The following is a 23674-nucleotide window of genomic DNA, read 5'->3' as shown; positions in this document are numbered from 1 at the left end:
TATTTAGAGCATAATAAACACAAAATTGGAGCGAAGGGATGTGTGTTTTCGGGGTTAATAACAGCTCACTTTGGGGGCTAACGTATGAAAGTCACGCTGCCTGATTTTCGCCGCGCCGGTGTATTAGTCGTTGGTGATGTCATGTTAGACCGTTATTGGTATGGCCCAACCAGCCGCATTTCACCAGAAGCACCGGTGCCGGTTGTCAAAGTCGATACCATCGAAGAACGCCCCGGTGGTGCCGCGAACGTCGCGATGAACATCGCCTCCCTTGGCGCAATCTCCCGGTTAGTCGGGTTGACGGGTATTGATGATGCCGCACGCGCACTGACCAGCAAGCTAAACGAAGTGCAGGTGCGTTGTGATTTTGTCTCGGTGCCGACTCACCCAACCATCACCAAGTTGCGGGTACTTTCTCGTAACCAGCAGCTCATCCGTCTGGATTTCGAAGAAGGTTTTGATGGTGTTGACCCTCAACCTATCTTTGAGCGCATTCAACAAGCGCTGCCACAGATTGGTGCTCTGGTGCTGTCCGACTATGCCAAAGGTGCATTGAACAGTGTGCAGACGATGATCCAATTGGCGCGAAAAGCAAAAGTTCCGGTGCTTATCGATCCCAAAGGCAGCGATTTCGAGCGATATCGTGGCGCAACGCTACTGACACCAAATCTATCCGAGTTTGAAGCGGTGGTGGGGCATTGCAAAAACGAAGAAGAGTTGGTGAGCCGTGGCATGAAGCTGGTAGCTGACTTTGAACTTTCCGCTTTACTGGTAACCCGCTCTGAGCAAGGGATGACCTTGCTACAGCCGGGCAAACCTCCACTACATTTAGCGACTCAGGCACAAGAAGTGTTTGATGTGACCGGTGCCGGTGACACGGTCATTGGTGTGCTGGCGGCTGCATTAGCAGCTGGAAATTCGCTTGAAGAGTCATGTTTCTTGGCTAATGCCGCAGCCGGTGTGGTGGTCGGTAAATTGGGGACATCTACTGTTTCCCCGATTGAACTGGAAAATGCGATTCGTGGTCGTGCTGAAACTGGTTTCGGCGTGATGGACGAGCAGCAACTGAAAAAAGCGGTGGCTCAGGCCCGCCAGCGTGGTGAAAAAGTCGTCATGACTAACGGTATCTTTGACATCCTTCATGCCGGTCATGTCTCTTACTTAGCCAATGCCCGCAAGCTGGGTGATCGCCTGATTGTGGCAGTGAACAGTGATGCTTCCACCAAACGGTTGAAAGGCGAAAAACGCCCAGTCAATCCACTGGATCAGCGCATGATTGTGTTGGGTGCGCTGGAAGCGGTGGATTGGGTGGTGCCATTTGAAGAAGATACTCCGCAGCGCTTAATTGCTGATATTTTGCCGGATTTACTGGTGAAGGGCGGGGATTATAAACCTGATGAAATTGCCGGTAGTGCCGAAGTATGGGCCGCTGGTGGGGAAGTGAAAGTGCTGAATTTTGAGGATGGTGTTTCTACCACCAATATTATTCAGTCCATCAAGAATGGCCTGGGGTGAATCTGCTCTAGTCTAGTCGTGTTATACCCAAATTAATTGGAGTTGCAGGTAGGCGGCAAACGAATGAATCCCGATGAGCTGACTTGAGTCAGTGATTCGGTTGAGAGAGAGCAGCCAACACTGCTGCAGCTTCAATTAAGAAGGGGATAAGTGTGAGTGGACTAAAACAGGAGTTGAGTCTGGCCCAGGGAGTCGGGTTATTGTCCACTTCACTGTTGGGAACTGGTGTCTTTGCTGTGCCCGCACTGGCGGCAATGCTGGCCGGTGAAGATAGTTTATGGGCCTGGCCGCTATTGATTGTGCTGGTTTTCCCGATTGCTATCGCCTTTGCTGCTTTAGGTCGCCACTTTCCCAGTGCCGGTGGTGCGGCCCACTTTGTCACCATGGCATTCGGGCCGAAGCTTGGCAAAGTCACCGGTTGGCTATTTTTGTCCGTCATTCCGGTCGGTTTACCTGCCGCGCTCCAAATTGCTGCTGGTTTCTGGCAAGCCACTTTGGGTTGGAGTGATAGCGGATTATTGATGGTACAACTGGTAACTTTGCTGGTTATTTGGTTGCTGGGAACCCGCAGTGCTGGCTCCAGTGCCAATGTGCAAACATTGATTGCCTTGTTGGTCATCGCGCTGGTGGTAGCTATTTGGTGGCAGGGTGACATTCAGCCATCACAAATTCCTTGGCCTACACCACAAGATATTATCCCGTCGAATATGTTCAGTGCGCTGGCAGTGATGTTCTGGTGCTTTGTCGGGCTGGAAGCTTTCGCACATCTGGCGACCGAATTCCGTCACCCAAAACGTGATTTTCCGCGCGCCCTAATGGTCGGACTATTGGTCGCGGGAGCGGTCTATTGGGGATGTACCGTGGCGGTGCTGCATTTCCATGCCTATGGTGAGCAGCAAGCTGCTGCTGCCTCTTTGCCGCGAATTGTGGTGCAACTGTTCGGTGAGCATGCGCTATGGATTGCCTGCATTATTGGTTATTTAGCTTGTTTTGCCAGTGTGAATATCTATACCCAGAGTTTCGCTCGCATGGTGTGGTCGCAGGCGCGCCCACAAAGCAAGTTAGCGCAGCTGTCTGTCGGGCAAACACCGGTGAATGCACTGACGGTAGTGGTCGGCAGTTGCCTGCTGTTTACTTTGCTGACTTACTGGCTGTCCCTGCCTTTAGATCTGCTGATTGTGTACGCCAACGGTATTTTTGTACTAATTTATTTGCTGTGCATGCTGGCGGGTATTCGCTTATTAAGTGGGCGCTCGCGGGTGATGTCGGTGATTGGCAGTATTCTGTGTTGTGTATTACTGGTGATGATTGGTTGGAAGAGCTTATATGCTTTACTGATGTTTGCGCTGTTGTGGATGCTAATGTCGAAGTCGCGTGGAGCCATAATACAGCCCTAAAAAGGGCGCCAGATGGCACCCCAATCGTAATAAACGGCTCAGATTACTCGCCGGTTTTATCATCAATAGTGGCCGTTGCTCCAACGGCGGCCGGAGCACTGTTGAACCTGGCTTCCAGTTCGCCCATGCGTTGCTCCAACAATGCCAGTTTTTCTCTGGTACGCAGCAGGACTTGAGTTTGCACGTCGAACTCTTCACGATTAACCAAATCCAAACGGGTTAACTGCGATTGCAGCACCATCCGAATTTTCTTTTCGACGTCGTCCCCGAATTCGCGAATACCTTTCGGCATAGACTCATGCACCTGGCGGGCGATTTGTTCAATTTTTTTCGGGTCAATCATGGTATTTCCCTAATTAGATGTGAAGTTACTCCTACTAGTGTAATGCTTGATGCCGAATGTATAAACCTCCTCAATCACCATTTTGGTAATTGCTCCGACGAATCAATAGCGCTATAGTCATAGGGCTTATTCTCAGGGCGGGGTGCAAGTCCCCACCGGCGGTAAATTGTGTTGCGGCATATCATGTCGTGGTGCAAAAGCCCGCGAGCGCTCACGTTGTTTCTCTTATCAAAGAGAGCAGGGTAGAGGTCAGCAGATCCGGTGTAATTCCGGGGCCGACGGTTATAGTCCGGATGGGAGAGAGTAACGGTATCTGCCGAGCTTATTTATGGTATTAAATAGCTCGCTTGCGTTATTTCGGCTATTTCTATTGATATATGCTGTTATTGATATATTAAAATGGCCATTTACTCCTCAAGACCGCCCTGATTCTGGTAATCCATAATTTCAATGAGGTTTTTTACCATGAATCAGACCCTTCTATCAGATTTCGGCACGCCTGTTGAGCGTGTAGAACGTGCTATTGACGCGCTGCGTCATGGCCGTGGTGTTATGGTGTTGGATGACGAAAGTCGTGAAAACGAAGGCGATATGGTTTTTGCTGCTGAAGCAATGACTGTAGAGCAAATGGCACTGACTATCCGCCACGGCAGTGGCATTGTGTGTCTGTGTATCACTGATGAACGTCGCCAACAGCTTGATTTACCAATGATGGTAGCCAATAACTCCAGCCAGTTCCAAACTGCATTTACCGTAACAATCGAAGCGGCTAAAGGTGTGACAACTGGGGTTTCTGCGGCTGACCGTTTGACCACTATCCGTGCGGCAATTGCTGATAACGCGAAACCTACTGACCTTAATCGCCCGGGCCATGTATTCCCACTGCGCGGTCAGCCGGGTGGTGTATTATCACGCCGTGGTCATACTGAAGCTTCTATCGATTTAGCTACCCTGGCAGGCTACAAACCAGCGGGCGTTTTGTGTGAACTGACCAATGATGACGGCAGCATGGCGCATGCACCAGAAGTGATTGAGTTTGCCAAATTGCATGATATGCCAGTCGTGACTATTGATGACTTGGCTGAGTACCGCCAGTCTCAAGAGAAAAAAGCCAGCTGATTTCTGATGGCAATATCGACTGATATTGCCTGAGGTTAATGACAAACCTATTTTGCTGCACTGAGACTAACGGGGCGACTGCACCGATGGGCGCTCCGACGGCTCACGCCGTTACGACCCATTCGGCACATTTCCCCTTTTATCAACTTTGTCAGCAGTCTGTGGCAATATCTACTGATATTGTCTATTGATAACGTGGTTTACACACCGGGTTGCCATTATTCTATTGAATAGATCGCTGTCCGGTTATTTCGTGCCTTCACACTCTATCTTTGATATTTCCCCACGATTTTTCCTCTTCAAATTTCTTGAATATCTTCATCACTGTTATCCGGCTGTGTAATGAAAAAAAAGCGCGTAATGTACTGTTTATGATTTTAGCGCCACACTTTTTCTTAACAGTAAGGATTCTCTATGAACACCTCTCGTATGCCTGCACTGTTTCTCGGCCACGGTAGCCCGATGAACGTGCTGGAAGAAAACAGTCACACTCAGGCATGGCGTGCGTTGGGTGAGACATTGCCGCGTCCAAAGGCGATTTTGGCTATTTCCGCTCACTGGTATACCCGTGGCACCGCGGTGACAGCGATGGAGAAACCTCGGACGATTCATGATTTTGGTGGCTTCCCACAGGCGTTGTTTGATACGCAATACCCGGCTCCTGGTTCGCCAGAGTTGGCAACCCAGATTCAGCAACTATTGGCACCTATTGCGGTGCAAGCTGATACCAGTGAATGGGGTTTGGACCACGGCAGCTGGGGAGTGTTGATCAAGATGTACCCTGATGCTGATATTCCCGTGGTGCAATTGAGTATCGATGGCACCCAACCGGCAGAGTATCACTATGAATTAGGTCGTAAGCTGGCTGCACTACGTGAGCAGGGCGTGATGATTGTCGCTAGCGGCAACGTGGTACATAACCTGCGTATGGTGAGATGGCAGGGGGAAAGTAGTCCGTATCCGTGGGCAGAATCTTTCAACCAATTTGTACGGGATAATTTGAGTTATCAAGGTGATAACCACCCATTGGTTAACTTTATGCAACATGAAGGGGCGGCGTTGTCTAATCCGTCACCAGAGCATTATCTGCCATTACTGTATGTGTTGGGGAGCTGGGATGGTAAAGAGCCGATTTCGATTCCGACCGATGGAATTGAGATGGGGTCGCTTAGTATGTTGTCGGTAAGAATTGGATAGTTAGGTGTTATAAAAAGCGCTTGAACTGATAAAGTCAGTGAGCCAAGGGTTGACCACTCCTACGGGCACTCCGGCGGCATAAGCCGCTACAGCCCCAACGGAGTGTTTCCCCTTGGTTCAGTTTTATCAATAATTTTAAGGTATTAGCCTTTATACCTATTCTTGCGCAGGCTTAACCCAAAATGATATGTGGGTAAAAGCGTGACAGATCTTGGGTGATCAATTCACGGTCTTCACGCAAGCCAATACCGCATGGTTGATCGTTAACCAACCAGCTACCAATCAACGTGTAGCTGTCACCAAACTTAGGTAAAGGATGAAATTGCTGAACAATCATGCCCTCCTCACCATATGGCCCATCAACTCGCGCCACTTCTTTACCATTTTCGACTATCTGAATATTGGCCCCTTCCCGTGAGAATAACGGTTTGGTGACATAATGATCCATCGCTGGATGATCATCTTCAGCAAAATACGCAGGCAACAGATTAGGGTGATTTGGGAACATTTCCCACAGCAGTGGCAGCAAGGCTTTATTGGAGATAATGCTCTTCCAGGCCGGTTCCAGCCAGCGTACACCTGCATCTTCCAGTTTGGTGGAGAACATTTCGCGGAACATAAATTCCCACGGATAGAGCTTGAACAAATTACTGATAACCTGATTATCCAGATCGGTAAATTGCCCTTTTTCCCCTAGGCCAATTTCTTCCATAAACATGAATTCAGTTGGCAAACCAGCTTCTAATGCGCAATCTTGCAGATACTGCACAGTCCCACGATCTTCTTCGCTGCCCTGGCAGCAAGCCAGATGCAGCAAACTAAAACCGTGGTTATCACGCAAATCAGCAAAACGCTCAATCAGTTTCTCTTGCATGCTGTTGAACTGATCAGACTCTGAGTCCAGATTGCCCGCATTGATCTGATCTTCCAACCACAGCCATTGGAAAAAAGCCGCCTCATACAATGAAGTTGGGGTGTCAGCATTGTTTTCCAGCAATTTAGCTGGATTTACACCGTCATAGGCCAGATCAAGACGCGAATAGAGTGAAGGCTGATTGGTTTTCCATGAGCTACGAACAAAATCCCAGCAATGTTTTGGAATACGGAATTTTGCCATCAGTTGATCGCTATTAACTACTTTCTCAACCACTTGCAGACACATCTGATGCAACTCTGCGGTGGTATCTTCTAGCTCTTCGATTTGTGCGAGTGTGAATTGGTAATATGCATCTTCACACCAGTATGGTTCGCCATACATGGTGTGGAAACGGAAACCAAATTCAGTGGCTTTTTCGCGCCAGTCCGGGCGTTCGCTAATCGCTAAACGTTTCATTAATCAGACCTTAGCCACCCATGCTGCGTGTGCTGGTTTTAGATGATGTTGCCGCACTGCGTTGCATCGAAGACTGTTTAGCTACTGACTCACCAAAACCGCCACGGGTGATGGTATTGGTCACAGCGGGCTTCGGAGCCATCGCCGTTCTTGGTACTGTCATAGTACGGCCAGTAGTGGCTGAACCAAAGTTTTTGCCAGTTGCATCGACAAACTTGCCGTTAGCCGGGCTATTCGGTGCTTTAGAGGTAAACAACGGCTGACTTGCACCGCCGCCCATCATTCGGCCCATCATATAACCCGCCATCAGTGGCATCCACATGCTACCGCTTTGCTGTGGTGCAGCGGCAGTTGTTTCAGAAGATGACGAAGATGTTGGTACCATACCTGCTTGTGCAGGAGCTTGAGTACACTGTGATTCACCGAATTCAGCCACGCAATCTTCACGAGTTGCATACTTGGGCGCAGTTTTAGCTGCTTCCTGCAAAGCCGTGTTGTAAGCAGTAGTACATTCTGCGCTCTTGGACGGATTTGCCGCTGAGCAATCATCAGCATTTTGGTACAAAGAGACGGTTTCATCGGTTTTTTCGCAGCCAGCCAGCATAAATACGGCACTGATAGCTAAAGCTACTGGCGCCAGGCGATAGCTGCGCCAGGATTTACGGAAAGTCTCTTGATTGATGTTTTGAGTCCGTTTCATCTTTATTTGTCTCATTTCCGGGCGTTCAATGCCCTTTCCCAGTAAGTGTCCTAAGAATAGGGGAAATGTGTATGAAATTAAAGCGCGAGGGCTGATGAGCGGCAGACTTTACAAAGCTATACGAAATGCTGCGAGTAAGTTCGCTTTTTTCATCGCCGAAAAATGCTGGGGAGCCAAAAGAGGGAATAAAAAAAATAAACCGGGCACGGCTTGATGCTATGCCCGGTGAGTCCAATCGCGTAAAAATCAGTTACGGAAAGGGTTGCCGTTACGTGCAGCGGCTGGCGCTGCGGTCGTCGGTTGGCTAACCGTGGTGACACGCGGTGCAGCCTGCGTGCTGGTACCATCAGCATACGCATTTTGGTCAGCGTTATCTGGTGCCAGGCTGGTGGCCGATGTCGGGACGGGTTTATCCAGTACACCGTTCAGTGCCATCAAGTCGTTCATATTCAACGTGCCCAGAGCAGACTTGATATTTAACTGATTGATCAGGTAGTTATAACGCGCATCCGCGAGTTGCTGTTTAGATTGATACAAGTTAGTTGTTGCAGTCAATACATCCAGAATAGTACGAGTACCCACCTGATAACCCGCTTCCATTGCATCTAATGAGCTTTGGTTAGAAATAACCACCTGCTCATAAGCCTTGATGCTGCTGATGGAGGCTGAGATATTATTAAATGAGGAACGTACGGTTTGCACCACACTACGGTGTGCGCTTTCCAACTGCTCACTGGCGCCGACGAAATTGTATTGCGCCTGTTTCACGGCAGAATTCGTCGCACCACCGCTGTACAGCGGTAAGCTCAATTGCACGCCAATTTTGTTCTGACCCGCATCGTTATTCAGTTGCTGAGTGCTTGGTGTGCCGCCGCTGTAACGAGTATTGGTGACTGAAGTTGATGCCGTCAAATCGATGGTTGGCATATAGCCAGTTTCTGCTGACTTAATTTGCTCACGGGCCAAATCTTGGCTCAAACGGGCAGAAAGCAACGAAAGATTACGTTTTTCAGCTTCTTTCAGCAGGTTAGTGACGGCTTGAGGGCGTTCAGTCTTCAAACGAGAAACATTGAGTGATGCCAGTTCTGGGTAGTAAACACCGGTAATTTGGCGCAAGTTTTCCAGCGCATTATCGAGATTATTACGCGCCGTAACTTCGTCTGCTAACACGGTATCGTAGCTAGCGCGGGCGTTTTGCACATCGGTAATAGCCACTAAACCCACATTAAAGCGCTGGGTTGTTTGGTCTAACTGGCGATAAACGGATTGTTTCTGCGCTTCGGTATAAGACAGGCTATCAATGGCTCTAAGGACATTGAAGTAGGCGGTTGCTGTATTGAGAATCAGTGCTTGTTCATTGGTCTGAAACGTGACGTCCTGAATACCTGCGGCTTTCTCTTGCAAGGTCAGAGCACGCCATTTGGACATGTCAAAAATGGTTTGCGTCAGTTGCAGTGAGCCTGACGTGGCATTGCTATCCGGGTTATCAGAAGCATCACGGAAGCCATTGGTATGGGTGTAACCCGCACCTAAACCTAACTGTGGTAACAGCGGGCTGCGAGCTTCATTAATTTTTTCATATGCAGCATCGCGGTCAGCCGCTGATTTGCGTAAATCCGGGTTACTATCCCTGGCTTGCTTATAAACTTGCAGCAAGTTCTCTGCCTGGCTCATGCTACTGAAACCAGCCAGACTCAGCCCGATAAGAAGGGGGAGCAGTTTCTTCATTTGCAGTCCTTGTTGTGCAGCAGTTGTGCGGCAATATTACTATGGTAGCTGTCGATAGACGAATTGTTGCCGATTCTATCAGAGTCTGCCAATGGGATAAGGTGGCTGATTGTGCCATCCTGCCTTAATTTACTTAAATCTAACACAAAGCTAAATGACTATTCAGACAACTAACCCGTATCACGCCATTTTTGTCAAACAATCTTTATAAAACCACCTTTATAAAGTTGCTAACCTCTATTAGCCTGACTGGCATTAATTAAAGTGTCATAAAAAGTCATTATTCAGGCTAGATACTTAAGTAAGGAAAGAAGTTTATGACGTCAAAACAACCTTCACCGGTGACCTTCGACAAGAAGGATGTGGAAATTATTGCACGTGAAACACTGTACAGTGGTTTTTTTTCACTGAATTTATACCGATTTCGTCATCGTTTGTTTAATGGCGAAATGAGTGGAGAAGTTAAACGCGAGATTTTTGAGCGCGGTCACGCCGCGGTACTATTACCTTACGATCCGGTGCGTGATGAAGTGGTACTTGTTGAACAGTTACGCATTGCCGCCATTGACAGCAGCCCATCACCTTGGTTATTAGAAATGGTTGCAGGGATGATTGAAGAGGGCGAAACCGTTGAGGAAGTAGCGCGGCGCGAGGCTGAGGAAGAAGCGGGAATTCATATTGGCCGCTGTAAGCCGGTACTGAGTTACTTAGCCAGCCCGGGTGGCACCAGTGAACGTTTGTCCATTATGGTCGGGGAAGTCGATGCAACAACCGCGAGTGGGATTCATGGGCTGGCCGATGAAAATGAAGATATCCGGGTGCATGTTGTCAGCCGTGAACAGGCTTGTCGCTGGGTTGACGAAGGTGCCATTGATAACGCAGCCTCAATCATTGCATTACAATGGCTGGCGTTGCACCATCAAGCGCTACGAGCAGAATGGCAGTCATAAAGAGAAAAATAATGAATAAGCGCTACACACCTGATTTTCCTGAGATGATGCGGGTATGCGAAACTAACTTCGCCCAATTACGTCGTTTGATACCGCGAGTCGACGAAGTGGGCGAAAGCGTGGCTTATCAGGTTAATGGCGCCAGTTATCAACTGACAATTATTGAATCGACACGCTACACTTCTGTTGTTGAGATTGTCCAAATAAAGCCCGCAGTCAGATATTGGAGCCTACCCTCTATGGTGGTACGGCTTTATCATGATGCTATGGTCGCGGAAGTGTGTGCCAGTCAGCAGATCTTCCGCTTCAAAGCAAGTTATGATTATCCGAATAAAAAGTTGCATCAGCGGGACGAAAAGCATCAAATTAACCAGTTTCTTGCTGACTGGTTGCGCTATTGCTTGGCGCATGGAGCGGTGGCAGTTCCGGTTTGTTAGACAGACTTATAACCTCACCTACAGATATGAAGGTATGTAATAAATCTGGTTGGGAAGGGTGCAAAAACAAGGACACCATTTGGAAAGCCTGTTTAAACTGCCTATGGCGAGTGGGGCCAGGGTTAGAATTTTACAAATAACAGATACCCACCTCTTTGCGGGGGAACATGAGACCTTGCTGGGTGTAAATACTTCTCGCAGTTATCGCGCTGTGCTGGATGCGATTATTGCTGAGCAGCACCCCTTTGATCTTATTGTTGCAACCGGTGATTTAGCTCAGGATCATTCGGTTGCCGCTTATCAGAATTTTGCCAGCGGCATCTCCCGTTTGCCAGCACCTTGTGTCTGGCTACCCGGTAATCATGACTTCCAACCGGCGATGGTGGATGCCTTGGCCGCTGCCGGTATTGCACCTTCAAAGCAGGTTCTGGTCGGAGAAAACTGGCAAATTCTGCTATTGGACAGTCAGGTTTTTGGTGTTCCTTATGGTGAATTGAGCGAGTATCAGCTGGAGTGGATGGAGCGCTGCCTGATGGCACATCCAGAGCGCTACACACTGATATTATTACACCATCACCCAATGCCATCGGGCTGTACCTGGCTTGATCAGCACAGTTTGCGCAATGCGCATATGCTGGCGGCAGTACTGACCCGTTATCCGCGCGTGACTACCCTGTTGTGCGGCCATATTCATCAGGACTTGGATCTTGATTGGTATGGTAAGCGGCTGCTTGCCAGCCCTTCTACCTGTGTGCAGTTCAAACCGCACTGTACTAATTTTACACTTGATACCGTGGCACCGCGATGGCGCTACCTCGACTTACTGCCTGATGGAAGACTTGAAACTGAGGTTCGTCGGTTAGCCAGTGATGAGTTCTGCCCGGACATGGACTCGGATGGTTATTGATGAGTACGCTTCTATACATTCATGGCTTTAATAGCTCACCCAGCTCGGCCAAAGCAACCACCTTCAAAAGTTGGTTGCAGCAACACCATCCCCATATTGAGATGCAGATACCACAATTACCGCCTTATCCGGCGGAGGCCGCAGAAATGCTGGAAAGCATCGTGATGGATAAAGCTGGGCAATCCATCGGCATTGTAGGTTCTTCCCTTGGCGGTTATTTTGCGACCTGGCTTTCCCAGCGCTTTAGTATTCCCGCAGTGGTGGTTAACCCGGCAGTGCGCCCATTCGAGCTGCTCAGTGATTATCTGGGGGAAAATCAGAACCCCTACACCGGGCAAAAATATGTGTTAGAGTCTCGGCATATTTACGATCTGAAAGCTATGCAGATTGAAAAGTTGGAATCACCGGATTTACTCTGGTTATTGCAACAAACCGGGGATGAAGTCCTCGATTACCGTCAAGCGGTTGCCTATTATACCCCTTGTCGGCAAACAGTAGAATCAGGTGGGAATCATGCCTTTGTCGGTTTTGATCATTATTTCTCCCCGATTGTGACTTTTTTAGGGCTAGCGACCGCTTGATATCTGGCGGTTTAAGCATCACCCAATACAGCGGGTAGAGTACCGCAGGCCGTTATGGCCTGTCGGGCATATCGCCGCTAGCCTTCCAACCATTAGCCGAATATTAATCAAACCATGACTGAATCCAGCTATAACGCTGATGCCATTGAAGTACTCAGCGGTTTAGAACCAGTGCGTCGTCGTCCGGGAATGTATACGGACACCACGCGACCAAACCACCTTGGTCAAGAGGTGATTGATAACAGCGTCGATGAGGCGCTGGCAGGCCATGCCCATCGCATTGATGTCATCCTGCACGCCGATCAATCACTGGAAGTGATTGATGATGGCCGTGGGATGCCGGTTGATATCCATCCTGAAGAAGGTGTTCCTGCGGTTGAACTGATTTTGTGTCGTTTACATGCAGGCGGCAAATTCTCGAATAAAAACTATCAATTTTCTGGTGGTTTGCATGGTGTAGGTATTTCAGTTGTGAATGCCTTATCCAAGCGTGTAGAAGTGACGGTGCGTCGCGATAGCCAAATCTACAGCATTGCCTTTGAAAATGGCGACAAAGTGCAGGAACTACAGGTTATCGGTACATGCGGCAAGCGCAATACCGGTACCAGCGTACATTTCTGGCCAGATGTTTCTTTCTTCGATAGCCCGCGTTTCTCTGTATCTCGCTTATCTCATTTGCTCAAAGCGAAAGCGGTACTGTGTCCTGGCGTGGAAATCGTCTTTAAAGATCAGGTCAATAATACCGAGCAGCGCTGGTGTTATGCCGATGGTTTAACCGATTATCTAATGGAAGCGGTTAACGGCTTGATTACCTTGCCAGAAGTGCCGTTTGTCGGCTCTTTTGCCGGAGATACCGAAGCGATTGATTGGGCGCTGTTATGGTTGCCGGAAGGCGGCGAGTTGCTGACTGAAAGTTATGTCAACTTGATCCCAACCATGCAGGGCGGTACTCACGTTAATGGCTTACGTCAGGGTTTGCTTGATGCGATGCGCGAATTTTGTGAATACCGCAATATTCTGCCACGTGGCGTCAAACTCTCGGCAGATGATATCTGGGAACGCTGTGCCTATGTGTTGTCAGTTAAAATGCAAGATCCACAGTTTGCCGGCCAGACGAAAGAGCGACTTTCCTCACGTCAGTGCGCGGCCTTTGTGTCCGGCGTAGTAAAAGATGCATTCAGCTTATGGCTGAATCAGAACGTACAAGCGGCTGAACAGTTAGCTGAGTTGGCGATTTCCAGTGCCCAGCGCCGCATGCGTGCGGCCAAGAAAGTGGTGCGTAAAAAACTGACCAGCGGCCCGGCACTGCCCGGTAAACTGGCCGACTGTACTTCGCAAGATTTGAGCATGACTGAACTGTTTCTGGTGGAAGGGGATTCCGCGGGTGGTTCTGCCAAGCAAGCACGTGACCGCGAATATCAGGCGATCATGCCGCTGAAAGGGAAGATCCTGAATACCTGGGAAGTGTCTTCAGATGAAGTCCTGGCCTCGCAGGAAGTCCATGATATCTCAGTTGCGATTGGTATTGATCCCGACAGCGAAGATTTGAGCCAACTGCGCTACGGCAAAATCTGTATCCTCGCGGATGCGGATTCCGATGGTTTGCATATCGCCACTTTGCTGTGCGCGCTGTTTGTGCGTCACTTCCGTGCTTTGGTGCGCAATGGCCATGTGTATGTGGCCATGCCGCCGTTATACCGCATCGATTTAGGCAAAGAAGTGTTTTATGCGCTGGATGAAGAAGAGAAAGCCGGTGTGTTGGAGCAACTAAAACGCAAACGTGGCAAGCCGAATGTGCAACGCTTTAAAGGGTTGGGTGAAATGAACCCGTTGCAGTTACGCGAAACCACCCTTGATCCCAATACTCGTCGCTTGGTGCAATTGACCATTGGTGATGACGATATTGATAAAACAATGGCGATGATGGACATGCTATTGGCGAAGAAACGCTCAGAAGATCGCCGCAATTGGCTGCAAGAGAAAGGGGATACCGCCGAGATTGAGGTCTGATCGATGAAGGTCACCTTAGAAGAGTTGCAGGCGTTTACCTCGGTCGTCGACTGTGGCTCTATTACGGCGGCTGCGGAACAGCGCAGCCAAACCACATCGGGCATCAGCCGGGCATTAAGTCGGCTGGAACAGAAGCTGGCGACCACCTTGCTGCGCCGCACCACTCGGCGATTGGAATTGACGGAAGAGGGGGAGTTGTTTCTCACTCATGCACGGCAGATCCTCGGTGCGGTTGATGATGCTGAAGAGCAGATTGCGCTACGGCGGCTAAAACCTGCCGGGCGGTTGCGAATAAATGCGGCGGCTCCTTTTATGCAGCATGTGATTGTGCCGATGATCAGCGGTTTTCGCGCGTTATATCCGCAAATCATTCTTGAACTGAATACCGATGACCTGAATATCGATTTACTGGAACAACGCACTGATATTGCGATTCGTATTGGTGCGTTGCGCGATTCGACTATCCATGCACGTCTGCTGGGAGCCAGTCGGGTGCGTATCCTCGCCAGCCCTGATTATCTGCAACGCCACGGCACCCCTCACACCATTGATGACCTGGCAAATCACAGTCTGCTCGGCTTCACTCAGCCGGAATTCCTTAATCAGTGGTCGCTACCTCATTTGCCCGGTGGGCGCACATTAATCACCCCTAATCTGGCCGCTTCCAGTGGTGAAACACTGCGTTTGTTGGCTTTACAGGGCGAAGGGATCGTCGAACTCTCTGATTTTATGACCCGAGAAGATCAGCTGGCGGGGCGTTTAGTTGAGGTAATGGCAGATCAAATCCTGGAAACCTGGCAGCCGATTAACGCGGTTTATTATCGCAATACTCAGCTTGCAGCGCGGATTACCTGTTTTCTGGATTATGTGAGTGAACAGATCAAGTTGCAGGGCAGTCACTGGTTGAAAAACAGCCAATAACGCCACTGCAACATCAACCTAAAGGTTAAGCGTTATCAAGGATGTGAATATTCACATCCAGTACATCGTCTTTAATCACTTCACGATGCTGATGCATGTGTTCCATCTGTAAATGCAGTTCCAGATGGTGAACACTTTGCCATTTCTCCAGCATGAAAATTGAGTCTGGCGAATTCTTTTGCCAGTCGAGCTGGGTTGGTACGTCAATCATCGGCACGTAGCCGCCACAACCTTCTTCTGCCAGCACCGCAGGTATCAGTTTTTCAATGGCGTTCAACACCGCCTGGCGACGGCCCGGTTTGACCTTTATTTCTGCAAAAACGGTAATCATAGTGACTCCAACTTAGGTGTGATGCTGTGATATCAAATAGCCTGACACTTAAAGTTTTCGGCCAAATGCTGACGATAACGGCTAATGTCACCTTCAATATCGGGTTGTTTAATCACATCGTTACACATAAATGTCGGCAATGGCTTCATGCCAAGGAACTGGTTTGCTTTATGGAAATGCAAGTAAACACCGTCTACACCGACCCCTTCGAAGAACTGATTCGGATCAGTAAACGCTTCAAGAGGTGCATTCCAGGTCACTGAAAGCATATAGGTTTTACCCTGAATTAAACCGCCAGAACCATAGCCCTTAGTTGCATCGGAGCGAGTACGGCCATCACTTTGGTACAGTTTGCCATGACCATAAGTAAAGACTTCATCAATGTATTTTTTCAAAATCCAAGGCTCGCCCATCCACCAACCCGGCATTTGATAAATGACAGTATCGGCCCACAGATAATTTTCAATTTCACTTTCAATATCATAGCCTTGGTCAACCGTCGTGATTTTAACCTGATGGCCATTTTCCTGAAGAAACTCGGCAGCGACATTAGTAAGAGTCAGATTGAGCGCCCCTTTGGAGTGCGCAAACTCTTTCATTGCGTTAATAATTAGTACGTTGCTCATTGATATAACCTTTATAGAACATAAGGAAGCCTGATACTGGCCAACCTGGAATACTCAGCATGCTAATGGTTTTTTTACCAGAGAAAAAGAGACAACAATGCATAACACTGTTGCTTAATAAGCAATAAAGCACCTGGATTGCGGCGTTTTAGCTGCAAAATTGCGCATCAGCCGACACGACATTGCTTCTGTGGGTTGTGACAGTAGCCCCGCAGATGAGGTACTATCGCGGGCAGAAATTGACAATGAACTTGCGGTGCCGATCTGCTGACTGACAGTGATCGCCTCCAGAGTCTGAGGATAATTGAGTAATGAGTGATTTGACTCATGACGGTGCAGAACGCTTACCGCTGCACACCTTTACTGAAAACGCCTATCTGAACTATTCCATGTACGTCATCATGGATCGGGCGTTGCCGTTTATCGGCGATGGTTTGAAGCCGGTGCAACGGCGCATTATCTACGCAATGTCCGAACTGGGGCTGAACAATAGCGCTAAATTCAAAAAATCAGCCCGTACCGTGGGTGACGTGTTGGGTAAATATCACCCACATGGTGACAGCGCGTGTTATGAAGCAATGGTGCTGATGGCACAGCCATTCTCTTACCGTTATCCATTAGTCGATGGACAAGGGAACTGGGGGGCACCAGATGACCCTAAATCCTTTGCGGCAATGCGTTACACCGAATCTCGCTTATCCAAATATGCAGAAGTGTTGTTGGGTGAGTTGGGGCAGGGAACTGTTGATTGGGTGCCGAACTTTGATGGCACCATGCAGGAGCCGAAAATGCTACCTGCACGCCTGCCCAATATTCTGCTCAATGGCACTACTGGTATTGCTGTGGGTATGGCAACCGATATTCCGCCACATAACGTGCGAGAAATTGCGCAGGCGGTGCTTGCGTTGATTGATAAGCCAACGTCTTCACTGGAAGAGTTGCTGGAGTTTGTGCAAGGGCCTGATTTCCCGACTGAAGCGGAAATTATCACGCCACGTAATGAGATTCGTAAGATTTACCAGAGTGGTCGTGGCTCGGTGCGGATGCGCGCCTTGTGGAAAAAAGAAGATGGCAGTGCGGTCATCACTGCACTACCGCATCAGGTTTCTGGCGCTAAGGTGTTGGAACAGATTGCCAGCCAGATGCGCGCCAAGAAATTGCCAATGGTTGAAGATTTACGTGATGAATCTGACCATGAAAACCCTACTCGCCTGGTAATAGTTCCACGTACCAATCGTGTCGATCTGGATCAAGTGATGAACCATCTGTTCGCCACCACGGATCTGGAAAGAAGTTACCGTATCAACATGAATATGATCGGCCTGGATCATCGCCCAACGGTGAAAGGGCTGGTGGAGATCCTGACCGAGTGGTTGGTATTCCGTCGTCAAACTGTACGTAACCGGTTGAATTATCGCCTGGAAAAAGTACTGAAGCGGCTACATATTTTAGAAGGCTTATTGATTGCCTTCCTGAATATCGACGAAGTTATTCATATCATCCGTACTGAAGATGAGCCAAAACCGCTGCTGATGCAGCGTTTCGCGATTTCTGAAACTCAGGCTGAAGCGATCCTCGAACTGAAACTCCGCCATTTAGCTAAATTGGAAGAGATGAAGATTCGTGGTGAGCAAGATGAATTAGCCAAAGAACGTGACCAGTTACAAGCTTTATTGGCGTCAGAACGCAAACTTAATACCCTGATTAAGAAAGAAATTCTGGCTGATGCAGCCGCTTATGGCGATGATCGCCGTTCGCCGCTGACTGAACGTGAAGAAGCCAAAGCCATGAGTGAGCATGATATTGTGCCGTCTGAGCCGGTGACCATCGTGCTGTCAGAAATGGGGTGGGTGCGCAGTGCCAAAGGCCATGATATTGACCCGAGTGGGTTAAGTTATAAAGCTGGCGACAGTTTCCGTGCAGCGGCTCGCGGTAAGAGTAACCAGCCGGTGGTGTTTATGGACTCCACCGGTCGCAGCTACGCATTAGATCCACTGACCTTGCCATCTGCGCGTGGGCAAGGGGAGCCGTTGACCGGCAAGTTGACTCTGCCGCCGGGAGCCAATATTGAACACGTGCTCATGGCCGCAGATGACCAGAAATTATTGATGGCTTCAGATGCCGGTTATGGCTTTGTATGTACTTTCAATGATTTGGTCGCCAAAAACCGTGCAGGCAAGACCATGATTACCTTGCCGGAAAATGCCAAAGCGCTACCACCATTAGAGATTTATGGGCCGGATGACATGTTGTTATCCATCACTGCGGCTGGCCGTATGTTGATGTTCCCGGTGGCAGATCTACCTGAATTATCAAAAGGTAAGGGTAATAAAATCGTCTCGATCCCGGCAGCGGATGCGGCGACGGGTAAAGATCGCTTGGTATGGTTATTTGTCTTACCTCCGCAAACCTCAATTACACTTCACTTCGGTAAACGTAAGCTAACCTTACGGCCGGAAGATTTGCAGAAATTCCGTGCCGAACGTGGTCGCAAAGGTTCACCACTGCCTCGAGGGCTACAGCGGATTGACCGCGTTGATGTTGATGCGCCTGAGCGGGCGACACCAACAGATAATGAAGAGTCATGAGGTAGCCAGTTAATGTAACAGGGAGCGCGCATCATTCGCGCGCTTTCGCGTAACATCATTAGGTAATGAATCTGCGCGGTGTTTTATCAGGAAGCCGCTATACTAGCGCCGATTACAAATCTAAGAGTCTGTGTTTACTAGAAGTGAGTGTTTCATAAAAATAAGTGTTTAAGAGGTTGTTATGCTATTAATTTTGCGCACGGTACTGGCAGTTTTATATTGTGTTCTGGTGTGTGTGTTTGGTTCAATTTATTGCCTGTTTCGCCCACGAAATCCGCGTAATCTCGCCACGTTCGCCCATCTATTTGGCCGGATGTCAGTGTTATTTGGGATTACCGTTGAACAGCGGATTCCGGCGGAAGCAGCGAACTACGGTACCTGCATTTACATCGCTAACCATCAAAATAACTACGATATGGTCACGATGTCTAATGTGGTTCAATCCGGCACTGTCACCGTGGGCAAAAAGAGCTTGTTGTGGATACCTTTATTTGGCCCACTGTATTGGCTGACTGGCAACCTGCTTATTGACCGTGATAATCGCGCCAAAGCACATGGCACTATTGCTCAAGTCGTTGAGCAAGTGAAAAAAAAGAACGTTTCTATCTGGATGTTCCCTGAAGGGACGCGTAGCCGTGGCCGTGGTTTGCTGCCGTTTAAGACCGGAGCCTTCCATGCCGCTATCGCTGCTGGGGTGCCCATTGTGCCAATCTGCGTATCCAGCACCAATAATATCAAGTTAAACCGTTGGTCAAATGGCAAAGTTATCGTAGAAATAATGCCGCCCGTTGATACCACTGGTTATGGTAAAGAACGTGTGCGCGAGTTGTCAGAGCATTGCCGCAATTTAATGCTGGCTAAAATTGAGCAACTTGATGCAGAAATTGCCCAGCAGGCAGCAACTGAAAAATAATCTATTCGTTGTTTGCCGTAGGTTGATTCTGCATTGATTATTTTGCCTGAATCCATTTTTATTTAAACGACTCTGGTCGTGAGCGTTTTGCCGTCTTTCAGCGTTATTCGCAGTCAGGCAAAATTTTGCAGTAGGTTTGATTGTGGTTTTCACGGAGAAGATATGTCACTCAGTCGTCGCCAGTTCATTCAGGCTACGGGCTTAGCGCTAGGCGCGGGTTCGTTGCCATTGAGGGCACAGGCTAATAGTACCCAGCAACCCTCGTTACCTGTTCCACCTTTACTGGAGTCTCGTCGTGGCCAACCGCTGTTTTTGACTTTACAGCGAGCGCATTGGGCATTCAGTGGCAGGCAGAAAGCTGCGGTATGGGGTATTAACGGGATGTATCTGGGGCCGACCGTTCGGGTGTACAGCGGTGATGATGTTAAGCTCATTTACAGCAACCGTTTGGCTGAGTCGGTATCAATGACGATTAGCGGGTTACAGGTGCCTGGCACGTTGATGGGGGGGGCCGCACGTATGATTTCCCCTGGCGTCGACTGGTCACCGGTTTTGCCTGTACGCCAACCCGCTGCAACTTGTTGGTATCATGCCAATACGCCTAACCGCATGGCACCCCATGTTTATAATGGGCTGGCGGGGATGTGGCTGGTGGAAGATGAAGTCAGCAAAGCGATGCCATTGCCAAGCCATTACGGCGTAGATGATTTTCCGATTATTATTCAGGATAAGCGGCTGGATAACTTTGGTGTGCCGGAATACGACCCGCCAGCCAAAGGCGGCTTTATCGGCGATACATTGCTGGTTAACGGGGTGCAAAGCCCGTTTGTTGAGGTTTCCCGTGGTTGGGTGCGCTTACGTTTACTCAATGCGTCCAATGCCCGCCGCTATACCTTGCAATTGAGTGACGGCCGCCCATTGCATGTGGTGGCCAGTGATCAAGGTTTTCTGCCTGCGCCAGTTGCGGTACAACAGCTCTCACTGGCTCCCGGTGAGCGGCGTGAAGTGGTTATCGATATGTCGCAGGGTAGTGAGGTGTCCATCACGGCGGGGGAGTCTGCCGGGATTATGGACAGGTTACGTGGGCTATTTGAGCCATCGAGTATTTTAATTTCCACTTTAGTACTGACATTAAAACCGACCGGCTTGCTGCCGTTGGTCACTGATAACCTACCAATGCGTTTGCTCTCTGATCAGATTCTGGATGGCAGTGTGGTGCGCACCCGAGAGTTCCGCCTGGGGGATGATCTGCCGGGAATCAATGGCGTTATCTGGGATATGAGTCGGGTCGATGCTCAAGCACAGCAAGGGACTTGGGAGCGTTGGATCATACACGCAGATATGCCGCAAGCATTCCATATACAGGGCGTCTCGTTCTTGGTGAAAAATGTGAATGGTGCACCGGCGATGGCCGAGGATCGTGGCTGGAAAGATACCGTCTGGGTTGATGGGAGTGTGGAGTTACTGGTGTACTTCAATCAGGTTTCTTCCGAGCATTTTCCATTCCTATTCTACAGCCAGAGCCTTGAGATGGCAGATCGTGGCTCCGCAGGGCAATTAGTGACACAAGCTGTGCCGACGCTCGGTTAAGAAGAATGGGATCATTGTTTCGATGAATAATCGTCCAGTGATCCTGTTTTAACTGATAGCGTTAATCACGTTATCAAAAGATATATCCTTCCTCTTTTCATGGATAAATGCGTATAATCGCCGCCCGGTGATGATTTCTTAACCCGAACCACCTCAACTTTCCCCAATTCAAAGAGTATTGCCATGAGTACCAGCCTGATCCAGCCAGAGCGTGACCTGTTTTCTTATCAGCCTTATTGGGCTGAATGCTATGGCACAGCGCCATTTTTACCGATGTCTCGCGCAGAAATGGACATATTAGGCTGGGATAGCTGCGATATTATTGTTATCACCGGCGATGCTTACGTTGACCACCCCAGTTTTGGTATGGCTATCATTGGTCGCATGCTGGAAGCTCAGGGTTTCCGTGTGGGAATCATTGCTCAGCCTGATTGGACCAATAAAAACGATTTCATGCGATTGGGGGAGCCGAATCTATTCTTCGGGGTCACGGCGGGCAATATGGATTCGATGATCAACCGCTATACCGCTGATCGCAAGTTACGCCATGACGATGCTTATACACCCGATAATCAAAGTGGTAAGCGGCCAGACCGCGCCACATTGGTATATAGCCAGCGCTGTAAAGAGGCTTATAGCCATGTGCCGGTTTTACTTGGTGGTATTGAAGCCAGCTTGCGCCGCATCGCTCATTATGATTATTGGTCGGATACTGTGCGCCGCTCGGTTATCGTCGATGCCAAAGCCGATATGCTGGTGTACGGCAATGGTGAACGGCCTCTGGTTGAAGTGGCACACCGTCTGGCCGCGGGTGAGAAAATTGCTGATATTCAGGATGTCCGTAACACCGTGGTGATGCGCAAAACGGCATTGCCGGGCTGGAGTGGTGTGGATTCTACCCGGCTGGATAAACCGGGCCGTATCGAAGCGATTCCCAACCCTTACGGCGAAGATTTACCCTGCGCCACAGACACGGTTCCTGAGCCGGAAGCCAAACCTATTACTGTGCGGGCTGCCAAACCTAAGCCGTGGGAAAAAACCTATGTCTTGCTGCCCTCTTATGAAAAAGTGAAAGCAGACAAAGTGCTATATGCCCACACCTCGCGGATTTTACATCATGAAACCAACCCCGGTTGTGCCCGGGCTTTGATGCAAAAACATGGCGACCGCTATATCTGGATTAATCCGCCGGCAATCCCGCTTAGCACCGAAGAAATGGACAGCGTTTTTGCCCTGCCTTATCAACGTGTGCCGCATCCCTCTTATGGGAAATCGCCGATCCCGGCTTACGATATGATTCGTTTCTCGATTAATATCATGCGTGGCTGCTATGGCGGTTGCTCATTCTGTTCAATTACCGAACATGAAGGGCGCATTATCCAGAGCCGTTCTGAAGATTCCATCATTCGTGAAATAGAAGAAATTCGCGATAAAGTTCCTGGTTTTACCGGCATTATCTCTGATTTGGGTGGCCCGACAGCCAACATGTATATGCTGCGTTGCCAGTCGCCGCGAGCCGAGCAAACATGCCGCCGCGCATCCTGCGTTTATCCTGAAATCTGCCAGCACATGGACACTAACCATCAGCCGACCATTTCTCTGTATCGGCGAGCGCGTGATTTGAAAGGGATTAAAAAAATCCTGATTGCCTCCGGTGTCCGCTATGACTTGGCAGTAGAAGATCCGCGTTATATCAAAGAATTAGCCAGCCACCATGTGGGCGGTTACTTGAAAATAGCCCCGGAGCACACTGAAGAAGGGCCTCTTTCAAAAATGATGAAACCGGGAATGGGCAGCTATCAGCGCTTTAAAGAGCTGTTTGATACCTATTCCAGGCAGGCGGGTAAAGAGCAATATTTGATTCCGTATTTCATCTCGGCTCATCCGGGAACCGAAGATAAAGATATGGTCAATTTGGCGCTTTGGTTGAAGAAAAACCGCTTCCGTTTGGATCAGGTGCAGAACTTCTATCCATCACCGTTGGCTAACTCCACCACCATGTATTACACCGGCAAGAACCCGTTGAGTAAAGTGGACTACAAGAGTGAGGATGTTGTGGTGCCGAAAGGCGATCGTCAGCGTCGGTTGCATAAGGCATTGCTACGTTATCATGATCCTGTCAATTGGCCGATGATCCGCACAGCATTAGAGGATATGGGGTTACAACATTTGATTGGTAGCCGCCGTGAATGTTTGGTTCCTGCACCTACGCTGGAAGAACAACGTGAAGCACGTCGGGCGTATCGTCAGCATACGCCAGCGCTGACCAAGCACACCTCGATCACGCGTCAGCGTCAGCCGGGTAACCGAACAAATGTGGCTCCAGCAGGTAAGGTTCCTGCGAGTAAAGCACCTTCGGGCAAAGCGGCGCAGACAACGGCGGGCAGTTCAGCGCCGAAGACGACAGGCAATAAAACCGGCGCAAACAGAGCGCCGGTGAATAAACCTTCCGGTGGTACAACAGCCAGAGGGAAAGCCAGGCATTAAA

General features: G+C 49.3%; 20 protein-coding genes and 1 riboswitch. Of the genes, 14 read left to right on the top strand and 6 right to left on the bottom strand.

The annotated features are described in order from the left end of the window. The first annotated feature begins 84 nt into the window (after nt 1-84). Nucleotides 85-1515 carry a bifunctional D-glycero-beta-D-manno-heptose-7-phosphate kinase/D-glycero-beta-D-manno-heptose 1-phosphate adenylyltransferase HldE gene (gene hldE / locus FGL26_RS12760; protein ID WP_005174119.1) on the top strand — a complete coding sequence of 477 codons (1431 nt, stop codon included), beginning with the start codon at nt 85-87 and terminating at the stop codon, nt 1513-1515. 152 nt (nt 1516-1667) lie between these two features. Continuing rightward, nucleotides 1668-2912, top strand: coding sequence for an L-methionine/branched-chain amino acid transporter (yjeH, locus tag FGL26_RS12755; RefSeq protein WP_011817218.1), 1245 nt, complete (start codon nt 1668-1670; stop codon nt 2910-2912). Between the two features lie 43 nt (nt 2913-2955). Here the strand turns inward: yjeH and ubiK are convergent, their stop codons facing one another. Next, nucleotides 2956-3255, bottom strand: coding sequence for a ubiquinone biosynthesis accessory factor UbiK (gene ubiK, locus FGL26_RS12750; RefSeq protein WP_005174115.1), 300 nt, complete (start codon nt 3253-3255; stop codon nt 2956-2958). Between the two features lie 124 nt (nt 3256-3379). After that, nucleotides 3380-3564: riboswitch (FMN riboswitch) on the top strand. A 156-nt stretch (nt 3565-3720) separates the two neighbouring features. Here ubiK and ribB point away from each other — a divergent pair. Next, nucleotides 3721-4374, top strand: coding sequence for a 3,4-dihydroxy-2-butanone-4-phosphate synthase (gene ribB / locus FGL26_RS12745; RefSeq protein WP_005174112.1), 654 nt, complete (start codon nt 3721-3723; stop codon nt 4372-4374). Nucleotides 4375-4788: 414 nt separating this feature from the next. Then, nucleotides 4789-5571: a 4,5-DOPA-extradiol-dioxygenase gene (ygiD, locus tag FGL26_RS12740; RefSeq protein WP_005174107.1), complete on the top strand. Its 783-nt coding sequence runs from the start codon at nt 4789-4791 to the stop codon at nt 5569-5571. A 172-nt stretch (nt 5572-5743) separates the two neighbouring features. Here the strand turns inward: ygiD and FGL26_RS12735 are convergent, their stop codons facing one another. From FGL26_RS12735 to tolC, 3 genes are all read right to left on the bottom strand, one after another. Next, a complete protein-coding gene (locus FGL26_RS12735) occupies nt 5744-6904 on the bottom strand; it encodes a glutathionylspermidine synthase family protein (protein ID WP_005174106.1) in 1161 nt (386 codons plus the stop codon). Nucleotides 6905-6914: 10 nt separating this feature from the next. Beyond that, nucleotides 6915-7604: a DUF1190 family protein gene (locus tag FGL26_RS12730; RefSeq protein WP_005174105.1), complete on the bottom strand. Its 690-nt coding sequence runs from the start codon at nt 7602-7604 to the stop codon at nt 6915-6917. Between the two features lie 246 nt (nt 7605-7850). After that, nucleotides 7851-9332: an outer membrane channel protein TolC gene (tolC, locus tag FGL26_RS12725; RefSeq protein ID WP_005174102.1), complete on the bottom strand. Its 1482-nt coding sequence runs from the start codon at nt 9330-9332 to the stop codon at nt 7851-7853. A gap of 317 nt (nt 9333-9649) precedes the next feature. Here tolC and nudF point away from each other — a divergent pair, with 317 nt between their 5' ends. The 6 genes from nudF (at nt 9650) to FGL26_RS12695 (ending at nt 15138) form a co-directional block, all read left to right on the top strand. Next, a complete protein-coding gene (gene nudF / locus FGL26_RS12720) occupies nt 9650-10282 on the top strand; it encodes an ADP-ribose diphosphatase (RefSeq protein ID WP_005174101.1) in 633 nt (210 codons plus the stop codon). 11 nt (nt 10283-10293) lie between these two features. Then, on the top strand, nt 10294-10719 hold the full coding sequence (locus tag FGL26_RS12715) for a DUF1249 family protein (protein ID WP_005160781.1): 426 nt from the start codon (nt 10294-10296) through the stop codon (nt 10717-10719). 79 nt (nt 10720-10798) lie between these two features. Then, on the top strand, nt 10799-11626 hold the full coding sequence (gene cpdA, locus FGL26_RS12710) for a 3',5'-cyclic-AMP phosphodiesterase (RefSeq protein ID WP_032912888.1): 828 nt from the start codon (nt 10799-10801) through the stop codon (nt 11624-11626). Next, nucleotides 11626-12207 carry an esterase YqiA gene (gene yqiA, locus FGL26_RS12705; protein WP_005174099.1) on the top strand — a complete coding sequence of 194 codons (582 nt, stop codon included), beginning with the start codon at nt 11626-11628 and terminating at the stop codon, nt 12205-12207. The genes cpdA and yqiA overlap by 1 nt, the downstream gene beginning before the upstream one ends. 114 nt (nt 12208-12321) lie before the next feature. Continuing rightward, nucleotides 12322-14217: a DNA topoisomerase IV subunit B gene (gene parE, locus FGL26_RS12700; protein WP_005160774.1), complete on the top strand. Its 1896-nt coding sequence runs from the start codon at nt 12322-12324 to the stop codon at nt 14215-14217. A gap of 3 nt (nt 14218-14220) precedes the next feature. Continuing rightward, nucleotides 14221-15138 carry a LysR substrate-binding domain-containing protein gene (locus tag FGL26_RS12695; protein ID WP_005174098.1) on the top strand — a complete coding sequence of 306 codons (918 nt, stop codon included), beginning with the start codon at nt 14221-14223 and terminating at the stop codon, nt 15136-15138. Between the two features lie 25 nt (nt 15139-15163). Here FGL26_RS12695 and FGL26_RS12690 read toward each other — a convergent pair whose 3' ends face one another. After that, nucleotides 15164-15469 (bottom strand): putative quinol monooxygenase, encoded by a 306-nt coding sequence (locus FGL26_RS12690; RefSeq protein WP_005160770.1) that lies wholly within the window; start codon nt 15467-15469, stop codon nt 15164-15166. Nucleotides 15470-15501: 32 nt separating this feature from the next. Then, complete coding sequence (locus FGL26_RS12685; RefSeq protein ID WP_005160768.1) at nt 15502-16095, bottom strand: NAD(P)H-dependent oxidoreductase; 594 nt, start codon at nt 16093-16095, stop codon at nt 15502-15504. A gap of 311 nt (nt 16096-16406) precedes the next feature. Here FGL26_RS12685 and parC point away from each other — a divergent pair, with 311 nt between their 5' ends. The 4 genes from parC (at nt 16407) to FGL26_RS12655 (ending at nt 23673) form a co-directional block, all read left to right on the top strand. Further along, complete coding sequence (parC, locus tag FGL26_RS12675; protein WP_005174096.1) at nt 16407-18683, top strand: DNA topoisomerase IV subunit A; 2277 nt, start codon at nt 16407-16409, stop codon at nt 18681-18683. Between the two features lie 181 nt (nt 18684-18864). Beyond that, nucleotides 18865-19596 carry a 1-acylglycerol-3-phosphate O-acyltransferase gene (locus FGL26_RS12670; protein WP_005174094.1) on the top strand — a complete coding sequence of 244 codons (732 nt, stop codon included), beginning with the start codon at nt 18865-18867 and terminating at the stop codon, nt 19594-19596. Between the two features lie 162 nt (nt 19597-19758). Continuing rightward, nucleotides 19759-21186 carry a cell division protein FtsP gene (gene ftsP, locus FGL26_RS12660; RefSeq protein WP_032912891.1) on the top strand — a complete coding sequence of 476 codons (1428 nt, stop codon included), beginning with the start codon at nt 19759-19761 and terminating at the stop codon, nt 21184-21186. A gap of 183 nt (nt 21187-21369) precedes the next feature. Further along, the gene (locus FGL26_RS12655) at nt 21370-23673 is read left to right on the top strand and encodes a YgiQ family radical SAM protein (RefSeq protein ID WP_005174086.1); all 2304 of its coding nucleotides are present in this window, start codon (nt 21370-21372) and stop codon (nt 23671-23673) included. The last annotated feature ends 1 nt before the right edge of the window (nt 23674 follow it).

This window comes from Yersinia enterocolitica subsp. enterocolitica, assembly GCF_901472495.1.
GTDB lineage: Bacteria > Pseudomonadota > Gammaproteobacteria > Enterobacterales > Enterobacteriaceae > Yersinia > Yersinia enterocolitica.
The sequence above is the reverse complement of the archived record's forward strand: the minus strand, read 5'-3'. Positions and strand labels throughout refer to the sequence as shown.